The 14,019-nt window shown below is 60.6% G+C and carries 11 protein-coding genes; 5 read left to right on the plus strand and 6 right to left on the minus strand.

Features of this window, described 5'->3' with window-relative positions; all coding sequences use genetic code 11:
• The first annotated feature begins 274 nt into the window (after positions 1-274).
• The 3 genes from Q0L57_RS28040 to Q0L57_RS28050 all read left to right on the plus strand — a co-directional run bounded on the left by Q0L57_RS28040 (position 275) and on the right by Q0L57_RS28050 (position 5,677).
• The gene (locus tag Q0L57_RS28040; protein ID WP_296746328.1) at positions 275-1,873 is read left to right on the plus strand and encodes a hypothetical protein; all 1,599 of its coding nucleotides are present in this window, start codon (positions 275-277) and stop codon (positions 1,871-1,873) included.
• A 139-nt stretch (positions 1,874-2,012) separates the two neighbouring features.
• Positions 2,013-4,997 carry a VPA1269 family protein gene (locus tag Q0L57_RS28045; protein WP_296746329.1) on the plus strand — a complete coding sequence of 995 codons (2,985 nt, stop codon included), beginning with the start codon at positions 2,013-2,015 and terminating at the stop codon, positions 4,995-4,997.
• A complete protein-coding gene (locus Q0L57_RS28050) occupies positions 4,997-5,677 on the plus strand; it encodes a hypothetical protein (protein WP_296746330.1) in 681 nt (226 codons plus the stop codon). The genes Q0L57_RS28045 and Q0L57_RS28050 overlap by 1 nt, the downstream gene beginning before the upstream one ends.
• A 710-nt stretch (positions 5,678-6,387) precedes the next feature.
• Here Q0L57_RS28050 and Q0L57_RS28055 read toward each other — a convergent pair.
• Positions 6,388-7,551, minus strand: coding sequence for a M20 aminoacylase family protein (locus Q0L57_RS28055; RefSeq protein ID WP_296746331.1), 1,164 nt, complete (start codon positions 7,549-7,551; stop codon positions 6,388-6,390).
• A 214-nt stretch (positions 7,552-7,765) separates the two neighbouring features.
• On the opposite strand from Q0L57_RS28055, the gene Q0L57_RS28060 reads away from it, so the two are divergent.
• On the plus strand, positions 7,766-8,941 hold the full coding sequence (locus Q0L57_RS28060; protein WP_296746333.1) for a D-alanyl-D-alanine carboxypeptidase family protein: 1,176 nt from the start codon (positions 7,766-7,768) through the stop codon (positions 8,939-8,941).
• 2 nt (positions 8,942-8,943) lie between these two features.
• Complete coding sequence (locus tag Q0L57_RS28065) at positions 8,944-10,053, plus strand: GTP-binding protein (RefSeq protein WP_296746334.1); 1,110 nt, start codon at positions 8,944-8,946, stop codon at positions 10,051-10,053.
• Between the two features lie 17 nt (positions 10,054-10,070).
• Here the strand turns inward: Q0L57_RS28065 and Q0L57_RS28070 are convergent, their stop codons facing one another.
• From Q0L57_RS28070 to Q0L57_RS28090, 5 genes are all read right to left on the minus strand, one after another.
• A complete protein-coding gene (locus tag Q0L57_RS28070) occupies positions 10,071-10,310 on the minus strand; it encodes a sulfurtransferase TusA family protein (RefSeq protein WP_296746335.1) in 240 nt (79 codons plus the stop codon).
• Positions 10,311-10,318: 8 nt separating this feature from the next.
• Positions 10,319-11,608 carry a murein L,D-transpeptidase family protein gene (locus tag Q0L57_RS28075; RefSeq protein ID WP_296746336.1) on the minus strand — a complete coding sequence of 430 codons (1,290 nt, stop codon included), beginning with the start codon at positions 11,606-11,608 and terminating at the stop codon, positions 10,319-10,321.
• Positions 11,609-11,815: 207 nt separating this feature from the next.
• Positions 11,816-12,766: an acetyl-CoA carboxylase carboxyltransferase subunit alpha gene (locus tag Q0L57_RS28080; protein ID WP_296746337.1), complete on the minus strand. Its 951-nt coding sequence runs from the start codon at positions 12,764-12,766 to the stop codon at positions 11,816-11,818.
• 99 nt (positions 12,767-12,865) lie between these two features.
• Positions 12,866-13,780 carry a site-specific tyrosine recombinase XerD gene (locus Q0L57_RS28085; RefSeq protein ID WP_296746338.1) on the minus strand — a complete coding sequence of 305 codons (915 nt, stop codon included), beginning with the start codon at positions 13,778-13,780 and terminating at the stop codon, positions 12,866-12,868.
• Positions 13,781-13,790: 10 nt separating this feature from the next.
• Entirely contained in the window at positions 13,791-13,943 is a 153-nt protein-coding gene (locus tag Q0L57_RS28090) for a histidine kinase (protein WP_296746339.1), read from the minus strand.
• Positions 13,944-14,019 lie beyond the last annotated feature (76 nt).

A 14,019-nucleotide genomic window follows, 5' to 3' on the forward strand; every position in this document is an offset into this window, starting at 1 on the left:
GTTTTGATCGGTTCTCCAACTGTCGGTGACGCCGAATGCTGGACGTGCCTGAAAACAAGGTGTTTCGGGGCTGATTGCGTCCGTCCTTACTTGGCCATGTATGCAGTTTTCCGTTTGCGAAAGCGCACTGACCGGATGCTTGCAATCGAACCGCCCCTGAAAGGGGCGGGTCGTGCTGACGTGATTCGCTGACATCATCAAATCGCTCGACCGTGCGTCCGCCACCGTGGACGTGGCACGGACACGCCCGACTATGCTCGACAAGAGGTGAATAATGAATCTGAAACCTGCACAAACCTTGCGTCCGAAAAGGCGCCATCTAAACCTTGCGCTGCTCGAACGCGGACGTCACCATCTGATTGTCCGTCAGACGGTATACGAGGATGGCATGCCAAAAAAGCGTCCCGTCCTATGGATAATAATCCCGGGGGCGGATGGACTGCTCCGAATATTCCGATACGAGCCGCTTCTGGAGTACTACGCGGATCACTCCGCGATGTCCTACACATGGATGAAGAATGCTGCACGGGCCGTCGGTGCGCTGTTTGACCACTCCTTGGCGGTTGGTGCGTCTCCATCCTTCGACCAATGGAGGGAACAAGGCGGGCTCCAGCGGCGCCTGGTGCGGGGTCTCGCCCGTTCGCTTGCTCACGGCACAATGGAGATCGGTCCCGACGGACGCACCGTTGATCCAACGCGTCTCTATTGGAGCCCTCGAGGAAAGCGCCAGGCGGCCGTCCTCCTGTCCGCTCTGACCCTCCATTTTAGGTGGTTTCAGAACGAACCGTCGGCCGCCAAGTGGGCCCAAGCGACTTCCACTGATGCAATCGCCAAGTCGCCACGGGTGGCCCTCAGCCTTGCAACGGAACTTATGATCCGCAGGCACAACTCATTGCTCGGGCATTTGAAAGGGTTGGAACGGGAACCGGCGCACGCGTTTCCCGGAGTGATTGAGCCGAGCAGAAGGGGGACAGGGGCGGTTCCCACGTTTCCGGCGAAGTATGTTGGTCCTTTTCTCTACGAAGGGTTCAAGGACGAGTCCGGCGAATGCGACGAGGCCGGCCAGTTGCTCGCGCATTTTGCGATCGCGCTCGGCCTCCGAAAGAGCGAAGGGTTCCATCTCTATAATTCTGACGTGCAATTCATCGGCGACGTTCCGTGGATCTTTTTTCATCATCCCGAATTCGGAAAAATTGCAGATGGCGGCAGGTACGTTACTCGCGAGGAATACCTGGAGCGGTTCGGACTTCTGCCACGTAACCGGGATACAGGCAGAAACAAAGCCGGCTGGAAGGGCATGGCCGACGACGAGCAGGGGACGCCCGGGTATTTCCTCCCGATCCCGTCCCTTCGCCACAGGGTTGCGCAGCTGCTGACCAAGTATCTCTACGTTACGCGCCCTGCCATCATGGCTAGGCGCCCCCGCCACCTCCCAGACCATCCATTTCTATTCGTCAGCAGAGGGCGAACCTTAGCGTCGGGCGGCGGAGACATCGGAGATCCCTACACGATGACTGCTTTCGAGCATTCTTGGGGGCAGGGCATTAAAAGGGTCGGCTTGCAGTTCGATGACCCTACGATGATGACGCCAATCAAGTGGAGAGGAACGACACAGCATGGGGGACGTCACTTCTATGGTAGGTTTCTGTTCACTTCCGGCGTGCCGGGCGACCTTATCCAAAGGTGCATGCACCACCGAACGCTCAAAGCCCACCTGGCCTACACGCAGCTGACCCCGTCCGAAATCAACACTCTCCTGAACGACGCCAGCGGAGACTGTTCGCCCGACCAATCCTTTCGCAACATGCGCGATGAATTCGCGTCGCAATTTCGGGACCCGCAACGCCAGGAATTTCACCGGCAGTACACCTAGCGACATCGCGCCCAAACAATAGCCCGCAAAGCTCTAACGCGAGCCAGCAGTGCCAACTTCGTGGCCGCCTTTCGGCGGAACCCGGTGTGCGCGGCTGCTACATGAGCGGCTCGCTCGACGCTCGAACAGGAGACGAACAATGACCTATTTCACTACCGCTCAAGGCGAAGGAATCTTCCTTAACCTCGATCATGTTGATCTTCGAGAAGACGGCACCGCAGACTTCTCGGACGAGGAAGCGAAGGCGCTCAAGCTTATCAAATCGATCGCAAATTCGCGGCCGCTAACTTCGGATCACCTCGCGGCGGTCGACCTTATCTTCGACAAGGGGATATGCATCTCACCGTACACGATCTTCAAGCTGCCGCTCCATCGCGACGTCTGCAGACACTTGAATGAAACCTCAGTGCCTGGCTGCGAGTTGCGCTTGGCGCTGGAAGCCGCGGGAGCCTTTGCGTTCCTCGATGGAGTGAACAAAAGGCAGGAATCGCAAGCAATTCTGGAGCGTATACTTGCGGTGTTCACCGTATCCACTATTGGACTTCAGACCATTAGCGATGCGCCACCAGACTTTGTTCATGCTATTGTCGATTTCTTCCGGTCGAGTGATGGGCTGGATTGGAACCGGGAGGTGCTGAAGGCTAACAACGTCGCTCGGCAGTGCGTTTCAAACGTTGTCGTGGGCATGGCCAAGGTCTTCAATGACCCCACCCTCACCAACAAAGCGCGTAAATACAAAAAAGCACGTAAATACAAGGATGGCGCTGCCGGAAACAACCCGGGCTGGTACGCATTTCAACGTTCGAACGATATCCTTGATCAGGAACTTCTAGGCCTTTCTCAAGATTTCTTCGAGGACACACGCATGAGGCCCGGTCTTGTGCAGTCGGCAATAATCAATGTCGCGTCCTGGATGAAGCAAACCTGCCCGAATGAGAAGGTTCGCGATGTCATCCTGTCCGCTAGTCGCGCCGAGTCTTTCAGTTCATTTCTGGCGAAGAAAAGCGGAGCCACGGCAGGCAGCAGTCACATGCTCAGCATGCTGCAAGCAGCGCGGAAGCTATCGCTGAGCATCAGCGAGAAACTGGCTGAATACGTTGGCGACAGGGTCCAGTTTGACCTTGTGTCCGAGAAGGAAGTCAACAAGGTCAAGAACGAGGTCAAGAGACGCACCAAGCCCAGCAGCGTGCGCTCCCGACCCTTGCCCGAGAAATTGATCCCGATCATGAGAGAGATCCTTGAAGAAGGTTCCGAAGGTTGGCCCGGGAAAAACTTCAGGGTCGACGTCACCGTCGATGGTTCGGTCGAAAATATCCATTGCCCTGTCATTCCCTCGCTATTCAGGGTGATGCTGGACATACCACTTCGCATGGGACAGATCCGGCGGCTCGACAGCGGCGAGGGAGACGTTCGCCATTTCAATGGCGAGAAAATGGAGTGGGAGGACAACAATGGTCCATTGGCTGGATATTGGGCGGATCAAGCCGGCGTATCCCGGGAAGGCTTCGCGACGCGGGGTTACGCGATTGAGATCGACGATGAAATAAAACCCGTAACCGGCATCTGGGTGAACACCAATAAGACCGGAGCGCCGTTCGCTATGCCTTGGCACGTGCCCAACGTATTAAGAATCTTGTGGGACGTCCGTAGATGGCAAGACAGGTATAATCCGATCTCAGCACCAGTTGGTCCTCAATTATATCTGGATGATCCTGAAAAATATCCGGCTTCAACCAAGGAAAGAATGCCGAAGATTTTTCCAATTGGCCGTTTGTTTCCGAGTCGGTACCGCCGGACCCAGGGCCGTATAGTAACCGGTGGTGAAATACACCATGCGTGGTGTTCAATTCTCTTTGAGATACAACGTCGCTGGAATGCGCAGCATCCAGGAAACCCGGTGACGCTGGCGGAGATCCATCCGAAGACAAAGCAAGCTTGGCGGCCCCGCTACAGAATCCATGGGTTGCGGGTCCGGGGCCTGACAAACCTTCGGCGCGGTGGAATGCCACTAGATTTGTTGATGAAATTCATCGCAGGTCACGCGTCCCTTGCCATGACGATCTCTTACATTACGCCGAGTCCGTCAGAAATAGCCGATATGGTCGATAAGGCCGCTGCGAGGGCAGAGACGCAGCGCGCGTTTATTGACGATTTGAAGCGGATGGAAGTCGACGAAGCGCTTAAACGAACCGTTTCGCTGTCGCCATCGGCGGCCCGCTCGGCGATAAAGTCTGGAGCGCAGTTCGAATTTTGCAACGTCGCTATCGGGGTATGCCCGTATGATGGATCGCGTTGTAGCGATGGCGGAGACCTGATCCGGAAAGACGACAGCCAGGGTGTTTCAAAGGGGGTATATGGACCAGTTGAACCTCGAAATTGCGTGATGTGCAGGCACTTTCTTTCAGGGCCGGCGTGGCTATCCGAGCTCATGGCTTACGGTACCAAGCTCTGCGAGCGCATGAGTTACTTGGCAGAAGAGGGAAATAAAATCAATCAGCTTGCCGCGCAATACGATGAGGCGCGAAGAGACGGGTCGATTAGCGTTGCGGAGTACGAGAACCACTGGGATGATCTCGGTGCAAGCATGCAACAAGTGAAAAATGAGCAAGAAAGGTTGTGCGCCGCTATATTTAATGTAGAGGTTCTGTCAAACGCCAGCATTAAACTTATCAACGATATCCCGAATAACGATTCTGGCTTGATGCTTGTCGCGAACAGCCGTTCTTCCTTTGTCGAATACCGGGAAATCACCGAGTACGAACAGGCGGTGCGCATTATCGCTGCAGGCCGGATATACCCGATTCTCGGCGACGAACGGGTCGAGCGGAAGCGCAATGACTACTCGGAGCTAATGATGTGGAATTCCGGCATGGTGCCTCCCCGGATGGTTACCAAGGCCAGTCCTTGGCATTTGCAGAGGGCGATGGACCAGTACGCCCTCTTTATAGCCTCGAGGGCATCGCGCGCAGAGATCGAAGGCCTGATCGATGGATCCATGCAGTTGCGCGATCTCGGGTTTGAGGAGCAGGTTGAAAGTCTATTCAATGCCGCCCTTGGCGAGCCGATCCACCTTTCGGGGGTGGCGCGGCAACACAGCTCTGCAGCCTTGGAGGGGGCGGTCTAATGCCCTCCAGGATCGGCTCCATCATTGCAATTGCGGATATGAAGTCGGCAGGCATCCTTGACGCTTTGCCCGACGGCCGTAAGGCAAAATCCAGCATGGAAGGCATCAATGAAATCTGCAGGGCACTGCTTTTGAGAAGGACACCCTTGTGCCCCACTGCAAAACTCGTGGCGGAAGAGGGTCGCAAAGGAAATCCGCACTTCCCACTCGAGCGGACGATCTTCAACTCCTACAGTAAGGTGGTCAGGATCTGGAAGAAAGCATATTACGATGTAATGAACATCGATGCCGACGCTCCTATCGATGAAAACGAGGTCGAAAGGATCGATACGTCTGTGATGGAGCCATCGACGGGCGATCTGGTGGACAGGTTGAAGGAGATCGTTTCGGAGCTCCTGCAGCGCTGCAACGTGTTGAAGCGGATCATCGACGAGGGCGTTCCCGTGCCGGCCGGCGGCCTCCCGGAGGGCATAGGCGCTGACGAGATCATGGCTAGACTAAAGGACTGGCTTCAGTCGCTTTACAGTAGTGGTTTCGACCTAAGCGACCTAGGGCTGAAGGTCAGCCGCAAGACGCCGCCCGGAACGAGGATAATGGGCGGTCCTCTCCTCGACGAATTGAGGACGTTCATCGAGGATTACGAGCGCGTTCAGAAGACACGAAGAGCGAGAAACGACTAGAAGGCCGGACGACTCTCGGTTGCATTCTTTGCTACGTTTCTGAAAACAGTTGGCGCGCGCATTGCCGACATTTTGAGATAGCCGCCGATGTGCTGGGAGGCGACATCGGCGGCGCGGCCTTCGAACGCCGCACACTATTGTCGGTGCGTAATTGGTGTCCACGGCAGGATTTGAACCTGCGACCCCAGGATTCATACCACTTCGGCTTTCGCCGCCGCTTCCGCGTTCGTGGTCTGGACTGTCCCTTCACCATTGGCCAAGGCCGTTAGGTGCTGCCCATCCAGTCTCTACACCTTCACCGGAATATTCCGGAGCTTGGCTCGGGATTGGCATGCTGAGAGTTCAGCGAAGCGTTCCCCGAATTTGAGCAGATCGGTTGTACCGTTTCCGAATTACAACCCCCAATTGTTTCAGGAATCCTGTGCTCTATCCAACTGAGCTACGTGGACGTTCTCCTTCTAGCGAGGAGGGCGTCGTACCCGATGCGCCCGAAAATATCAATTGACCCAAACTGGTAAAGTTACCGCACCTCGAAACCCTGGTGGTGGCTGGAATTCCCCCAGATCGGTAACTCTTTCCCCCTTAGAGGCGCTCTATCCTACTGAGCTACGGGACCACGCGGCCCGACACATAGCCGCTTCGGACCGGTTCGCCAAGAGGCGCGTATGGCGCCGGGGCAAATCGCTCCGGCGCCTCGGTGCATTTGGACGTCAGGCGGCGAGCGCCGTTTCCGCCAGCCTCACCCAGTAACTCATGCCGTGCGGGATGACCTCGTCGTTGAAGTCGTAGGCGGGATGGTGCAGGCCGGCTGAATCGCCATTGCCGATGAAGATGAAGGCGCCGGGCCTCGCCTCCAGCATGTAGGAAAAGTCCTCGCCGCCCATCACCGGCTGGATGGCGCGGTGGACCTGCGCGTCGCCGGCAACGTCGGCGGCGATATCGCTGGCAAAGATCGTCTCTTCCGGATGGTTGAAGGTGACGGGGTAATTGGCGTCGTAGTCGACCTCGATCGACGCGCCGAAGGCAGTGGCCAAGCCCGCGCAAAGCGCGCGGATGCGCTCTTCAGACTTCTTGGCCACTTCCTTCTTCAGCGTGCGCACGGTGCCGCAAATCTCGGCGCTTTCGGGGATCACATTATAGGCGTCGCCGGCGTGGAATTTGGTGACAGACACCACCACGGCCTCGACGGGATCGGTGCTGCGCGAGGCGATGGTCTGCAGTGCACCGACCAGCTGGCTGGTGATGACGATCGGGTCGATTGTGCCATGCGGCATCGCCGCATGCCCTCCGCGGCCCTTGACGGTGATGGTGAACTCGGCGGTCGCGGCCATGATCGGGCCGGGCTTGATGGCGAATTGGCCGACCGGGAGCCCCGGCATGTTGTGCATGCCGAATACCCTGGAAATGCCGAAGCGCTCCATCATGCCGTCCTTGACCATTTCATTGCCGCCGCCGCCGCCTTCCTCGGCCGGCTGGAAGATGACGGCAACGGCGCCGGCGAAGTTGCGGGTCTCGGCCAGGTATTTGGCGGCGCCGAGCAGCATCGCGGTATGGCCGTCATGGCCGCAGGCGTGCATCTTGCCGGATACCGTCGAGGCCCAGGGCTTGCCAGTGATCTCCTCGATCGGCAGCGCGTCCATGTCCGCGCGCAGCCCGATGGTCGCGCCATCGCCCTTGCGGCCGCGGATGATGCCGACGACGCCCGTCTTGCCGAGACCTGTCACCACCTCGTCGCAGCCGAAGGCCTTGAGCTTGTCGGTGACGAAGGCGGCGGTCTTGAAAACATCGAAGTTCAGCTCCGGTGTCTGGTGCAGATGTCGTCGCCAGCCAGCAACTTCTTCCTGCATTTCCGCGGCGCGGTTCAAAATCGGCATTTGGCGTCCATTTCTTCGTTGGGGGCAGGCGGTTCAGATCCGCCGCTCGTCAATTGTGATTGGCCTGTGTTTTGCCATTTTGGCGTCACATAGGATAAATAGCACCGCAACAATGCGATCCGGGTTGAGGGTCGGAGCGCATTTGCTGGCCATGGGTAACCAAATCTTACGGAGCCAGCGGCGATTACGGCAAGAGGCGATTTCGGAATAGATCATGCGGCATAGGCATTTCCTCAACCTGTTGCTGGCGGGCGCGCTGGCGTTGCCGGTGCTTGCGGGCGCCGCTCGCGCCAATCCGGTGGTGCTGTTCGACCTCAAGAGCGGCCAGATTCTGGAGCACCAGGACGCCTTCAAGCGCTGGTATCCGGCATCGCTCAGCAAGCTGATGACCGCCTATGTCGCGTTCCGGGCGATTGCCGCCGGCGAGGTGGCGCTCGATTCGCCGATCAAGGTGACAAAGCATTCGGCGGGCGAGCCGCCGAGCAAGATGGGCTTCAAGCCCGGCTCGGTCATGCGGCTCGACAATGCGCTGAAGATGATGCTGGTCAAATCTGCCAACGACATCGCCATGGCCGTTGGCGAGAATGTCGGTGGGTCGCAGGCGGCATTCGCCGATCGCATGAACGCCGAGGCCGCCCGGCTCGGCATGACCGGAACGCATTTCGTCAACCCGAACGGGCTCTTTTCGCCCGATCAGTATTCGACCGCGCGCGATCTCGCCGTGCTGGTGACGGCGCTTCGCAACGACTTCCCGCAATATGCTTCCTGGTTCTCGATCGAAGGGCTTGCCGTCGGCAAGAAGGCGATTCCGAACTACAACCTGCTGATTGGCCGCTATCCCGGCGCGGACGGCATGAAGACCGGCTTTGTCTGCAATTCGGGCTTCAACATGATCGGTTCCGCCACGCGCAACGGCCGCACGCTGGTTGCCGTGGTGCTTGGCGAGAAATCCGCCGTCAGCCGCGCCGAGGCGGCGGCGAAGCTGCTCGACCAGGGGTTCGACACCCCGGCCGCCGGCTCGACGACGCTCGCGGCGCTCAAGCCCTATGGCGATACGCTGTCGCCCAACGACCTGCATGACGAGATCTGCAAGAAGAAGGCGACCGACGAGGAGCAGTCCGAGGCCGCGCCGACCGTGGCGCCGAAGGACAAGCCCAAATCCCCCTATCAGGTGAAGCTCGATCATCCGACGCTGGTCGCGGTCGGTCTGGGCGGCGCCACCGGGCCCGCGCCCAAGGCCTTCATCGACCAGGTCAACCAGAATTACGCCGACGTGCCGCTGCCGAGCTGGCGTCCCGACAAGCCGGCGCCGACCGGCGCCGAGCCGCTGGCCACCGGAACTGCGGCAGCCGCCGCGCAGGGCGACCAGCCCGTCAAGGGCGCCAACTAGGGATGACCGGCTTTCCCATTCCTGTTTCGGTCCTCACCGGCTTTCTCGGCGCCGGCAAGACGACGCTGCTAAACCGCCTGCTGAAGGATCCGCAGCTTGCCGACACGGCGGTGATCATCAACGAGTTCGGCGAGGTGGCGATCGACCATCTGTTGGTTGAGCAGGCTTCCGACGGCATAATCCAGCTTTCCGACGGCTGCCTCTGCTGCACGGTGCGCGCCGATCTGGTCGACACACTGGCCGACCTCGTCGACCGGCTGCAGACCGGCCGAATCGTAAGGCTGCGGCGCGTCGTGGTCGAGACCACCGGGCTCGCCGATCCCGCCCCCGTGTTGCAGTCGATCATGGCGCACCCGGCGCTGGTGCAGGCGTTCCGGCTGGACGGCGTGGTCACGCTGGTCGACGCGGTCAACGGCGAGGCAACGCTCGATGCCCATGTCGAGGCGGTGAAGCAGGCGGCGGTGGCCGACCGTATCGTTTTGACCAAGACCGATCTGGCCGAGGCAGGCGAAGTCGAAGCTCTGCGGGCACGGCTTCGCCAGATCAATCCGGGCGCTCCGCTCCTCGATGTCAACGATGCGAGCGCCGGCGTTGCCTCGCTGTTCAATTGCGGCCTTTACAATCCCGAGACCAAGAGCGCCGATGTCCGGCGCTGGCTTGGCGAAGAGGCCTCGCACGATCACTATCACCACGGGGATGATGATCACGATCACGGCCATCACCATCATCACGAGCACCGTCACGACGCTCGCGTGCGGTCGAATTCCCTCGCGCATGACGGCCCGGTGCCGTTCTCGGCGATCGAGATGTTCTTCGACCTGTTGCGCTCGACGCATGGCGACAAGCTGCTGCGCATGAAGGGCGTGATCGAATTGCAGGAGGATCCGTCAAGGCCGTTGGTGGTCCATGGCGTGCAGAAGATCCTGCATCCACCTGCGCGGCTGCCAGCCTGGCCGGACGACCAGCGGGGCACCCGGCTGGTGCTGATCACGCTCGATATGCCGCAAGACTATATCCAGCGGCTCTTCGCCGCCTTCACCAACAAGCCGTCGATCGACGCGCCAGACCGCGCGGCGCTAGAAGCCAATCCGCTGGCGATCGCGGGTCTATAAGGCGAAACCTGGAAGGTTCAGGCCGCGCCGCGCTCGACCAGGAAACGATGTCCGCCGGCGACAGACGCCGTCTCTATCAACTGGTGGCCTGCATCGGCGCAGAAGGCTGGAATGTCGATGACCGCCAGCGGGTCGGTGGTTTCGAGCCAGAGCAGGGTGCCTGGCCGCATCGCCGCCAGCCGCTTGCGGGCTTTCAGCACCGGCAAGGGGCAGTTCAGTCCTTTGAGATCGTAGACGGCGGCGGGCTTGTCGGCCAAGACTGGTCTCAGCCGCCGAACATGCCGAGCAGCTTCTTCTTCAGCTTCGACACAGTGCCTTCGTCGGTGTTCGCCGCCTGTGTCTCGACCGCCGGTGCGGCGGGCGCAGCACCCGCGGTCACAACCGGCTGCTGGGCTGCCTTCTTGGCGGCTTCCTTCTCCGCCAGCGCCTGCGCCTTGGCGGCTTCCTTGGCGGCCTTGGCAGCCTCGATCGCGGCGAGCCGCTGCTCCTCGGCCTTGCGCTTGGCTTCCTTTTCGGCGTCGAGGGCCGCCATCTTTCGGCCGAGCGGGGAATCGATGCGGCCCATGCGCACCGTCTCGGTCACCGAGCCGTCGGCATTCATCGACGGCGGATCGATCGGCACACGCTCGCCGCGGGCGCGGCGCTTCGACCAATCGGAGACGATGCTCGCTTCTTTGATGCCGGCTATGGTCGGCTTCGGCGGCGGCGTGCTCGACCTTATGGCAGAGTTGAACGCCGCGTCGTAGCTCTTCTCATAGTCGGTATAGGCAGTCTTCAGCGAATCCGGCTGTGTCGTTGCCGGGCAGGGGCCGGTCGGATCGAAAGTCGTGCCGTCAGGCGCAACCTGGTTGAAAACGTAGCGCTTCTCGCAGACGTCGACCTTCGGCGGTACCTTGGTGATCTCGAAATTGTCGTAGCCGACCTTCAGCATCTTCCAGAACTCGTAGTTCGGGTCGTTGCGATAGCGCGCCATGTTGGCGGCGGTCATGCGGAACGGGAAGGCCTGGATCTGGAACTCGGTCTGGCCGCCCTGGAACGCATCGCGGCCGAAGGCGTAGATCTGCTCGATCTGCGCGTCGGTCATCGAATAGCAGCCCGATGACGAGCACGCGCCGTGCACCATCAGGTTCTGACCCGTGCGGCCGTTGGCGCGGTCATAGGCGTTGGGGAAGCCGATGTTGAAGGAAAGATGGTAGTTCGATCGCGGATTCATCTGCGAAGGACGCACCGTGTAGAAGCCTTCCGGCGCCTGGCGGTCGCCCTCGGTGTATTTGGGTCCGAGCTTGCCCGACCATTTGCAGATGTCGTAGGTGGCGACGAGATCGTAGCGGCCGTTGGTCTTGGCCTTCCAGATCTCCAGCTTGCCTTCTTCCTTGAAGATGCGCGCCATTACCGACGAGGTGCGCACCATGCCCTTTGCCCTCATGTCGGCAAGGATCTTGTCGGGCAACGGCTTGTTGGCCTCCGGCGCGAAATCCTTCATCGACGAATCATTGCAGCCGGCAACGCCGATGGCAGCGATCAGGACTCCGGTGCGGGCAAGCTTGGCAAACATCAGTACGGCTATGTCTTTTCTCTCGGGCCAAAGGCCTCGGCACGACCGAGCCCGCACGCTGAACACCGACGGACGGTAAGCCCGTTAACCTTGAAAATTCCTTACCGCAAGCCTTGGAAACCCCTCACGGCATTTTCATTGAGCCGAATCCGGCGGCATTTTTGTGGCGAAGGGGCGCATTGCCGCCGCAATGCGGTTACGGGGCGGTCAGAGGCTGCGGCCCATCGCCAGATATTTTTCGCGGCGCTGCTCGCGGAAATCGATGTTGGCGCCGGCGAAATCCTTCATCGTCTTGGCGATGAGGTCGCCGGTGGCGGCGATCACCGTTTCGGGAGCGCGTTGCGCACCGCCCATCGGCTCGGGAACGATGGCGTCGATGATCTTCATCTCCAGAAGATCCTGGGCGGTGATCTTCATGCTGGTCGCCGCATCCTTGGAGCGGGTGGTGTCGCGCCACAGGATCGAGGCCGCGCCCTCCGGCGAGATCACCGAATAGATGGCATGTTCCAGCATATAGACGCGGTTGGCGGTGGCGATCGCGATAGCGCCGCCCGAACCGCCTTCGCCGATGACGACCGAGATCGACGGCACCTTGAGCGCCAGGCAGGCGGAAGTCGAACGTGCGATGGCCTCGGCCTGGCCGCGCTCCTCGGCGCCGACGCCAGGGTAGGCACCGGCCGTGTCGACCAGCGTCAAAAGCGGGATCTGGAAACGGTCGGCCAGCTCCATCAGCCGCACCGCCTTGCGGTAGCCCTCCGGTCGCACGGAGCCGAAATTGTGCTTGATGCGGCTTGCCGTGTCGGAGCCCTTTTCCTGGCCGATCACCGCCACGGGCTCGCCGCGGAAACGGGCGAAGCCGCCGACGATCGCCTGGTCGTCGCCGAAATTGCGGTCGCCCGCCAAAGGCGTGAAATCGCTGAAAAGAGCCTTGATGTAGTCGACGCAGTGCGGCCTGTCGGGGTGACGGGCCACCTGCACCTTCTGCCACGGTGTCAAAGCCTTGTAGAGGTCGCGCAACGCGTCGCGGGAACGCTTCTCCAGCCGGGTGATTTCGTCCGCGACATCGACCGCCTCGCCATTTTCGGCAAGCTTCTTGAGCTCAAGGATCTTGAGCTCAAGATCCTGCACCGGCTTTTCGAAATCGAGGTAATTATACATGCTTGGGCGGACCGATCCGTCGGAAGGCAATGGCAGGCGGAACCTCGGAAATGCTGGCTCCGGGCGGTGGAACGTCGCCCTCACATAGCGATATGAGGCCTAGTCGGCAAGCGGATGATGATCGTTGACCAGCCGCACCAGCCGCTCCTCCAGCACGTGGGTATAGATCTGGGTCGTCGAGATGTCGGCATGGCCGAGCAATTGCTGCACGGCTCGCAGATCGGCGCCGTTCTGCAGGAGATGGCTGGCAAAGGCGTGGCGTAGCACGTGCGGCGAGATCTTGGCCGAGGCGATGCCGGCCCGCGCGGCCAGCCCCTTGAGGTCGCGGGCGAAAACCTGCCGTGAGAGATAGCCGCTGTCTGAAGAGGCGGGAAACAGGAACGGACTGTCGGCAAAGGCCGGCCGCCCGGCTCTCGCGACAAGCCAGGCGCGCATCGCTGCGCGCGCTTTCGCCGATAGCGGCACCATGCGCTCCTTGTCACCCTTGCCGCGCACCATGAAGAAGCGGTCGTCGCGAAGCGCGACCGTCACCGGCAGGCCGACCAGTTCGGAGACGCGCAGGCCGGTGGCATAAAGCACTTCGACCAGCGCATGCAGGCGGAGCGCGGCCATACTGTCGCCGCCCGGCTGGGCTTCGCCAGCCTCGAGCGCCGCGCGGTCGAGCAGGCGGCCGGTCTCGGCCTCGCTCATCGTCTTCGGCAGCGGCCGGCCCTTTCTCGGGCTGTCCAGCGTGCCGGTCGGGTCGTCGCCGCGCAGGCCCTCGGCGTAGAGGAATTTGAAGAACTGCCGGATCGCCGAGAGTTTGCGCGCCTGCGACGTCGGCGCGAAGCCGCGGGCGGCGACGTCGTCGAGATAGGCGCGGATATCCGCTGCTGCCGCTCCGGCCAGTCCGCCGCCGATGGCGCCGGAAGCCTCCTCCAGGTCACGACGATAGGAGGAAAGCGTGTTCTCGGCCGCTCCCCGCTCGGCGCTCATCATCTCCAGGAAGGCTTCGATGCGGGCCGCGCTGTTCATCCGACCAGGGTCAGTTTTTCTTGGGATTGAGCTTTTCGGGAGGAATGCGCACGCTCATTTCGGCCTTTTTCGGCTCGACGAACATCGCCAGCGCGAACATCGCGCCATAGGCAATGCCCGCAAGGACCGCCAGCGTCACGACGAAGCGAAACAATGTCGGCATTCAAATTTCGCCCGTCTTCTTGTTCTGCGATTCCAAGCCCTGTGCCCTTATGGGACGCCATTCCGGCCAATTCAAG

Source organism: Mesorhizobium sp. (genome assembly GCF_024509055.1).
Taxonomy (GTDB): domain Bacteria; phylum Pseudomonadota; class Alphaproteobacteria; order Rhizobiales; family Rhizobiaceae; genus Mesorhizobium.

Coding starts and splice junctions, on each gene's coding strand:
- Q0L57_RS28040 (WP_296746328.1), top strand. CDS start 275: ATGAATCTGAAACCTGCACAAACCTTGCGTCCGAAAAGGCGCCATCTA.
- Q0L57_RS28045 (WP_296746329.1), top strand. CDS start 2,013: ATGACCTATTTCACTACCGCTCAAGGCGAAGGAATCTTCCTTAACCTC.
- Q0L57_RS28050 (WP_296746330.1), top strand. CDS start 4,997: ATGCCCTCCAGGATCGGCTCCATCATTGCAATTGCGGATATGAAGTCG.
- Q0L57_RS28055 (WP_296746331.1), bottom strand. CDS start 7,551: ATGCCGATTTTGAACCGCGCCGCGGAAATGCAGGAAGAAGTTGCTGGC.
- Q0L57_RS28060 (WP_296746333.1), top strand. CDS start 7,766: ATGCGGCATAGGCATTTCCTCAACCTGTTGCTGGCGGGCGCGCTGGCG.
- Q0L57_RS28065 (WP_296746334.1), top strand. CDS start 8,944: ATGACCGGCTTTCCCATTCCTGTTTCGGTCCTCACCGGCTTTCTCGGC.
- Q0L57_RS28075 (WP_296746336.1), bottom strand. CDS start 11,608: ATGTTTGCCAAGCTTGCCCGCACCGGAGTCCTGATCGCTGCCATCGGC.
- Q0L57_RS28080 (WP_296746337.1), bottom strand. CDS start 12,766: ATGTATAATTACCTCGATTTCGAAAAGCCGGTGCAGGATCTTGAGCTC.
- Q0L57_RS28085 (WP_296746338.1), bottom strand. CDS start 13,780: ATGAACAGCGCGGCCCGCATCGAAGCCTTCCTGGAGATGATGAGCGCC.
- Q0L57_RS28090 (WP_296746339.1), bottom strand. CDS start 13,943: ATGCCGACATTGTTTCGCTTCGTCGTGACGCTGGCGGTCCTTGCGGGC.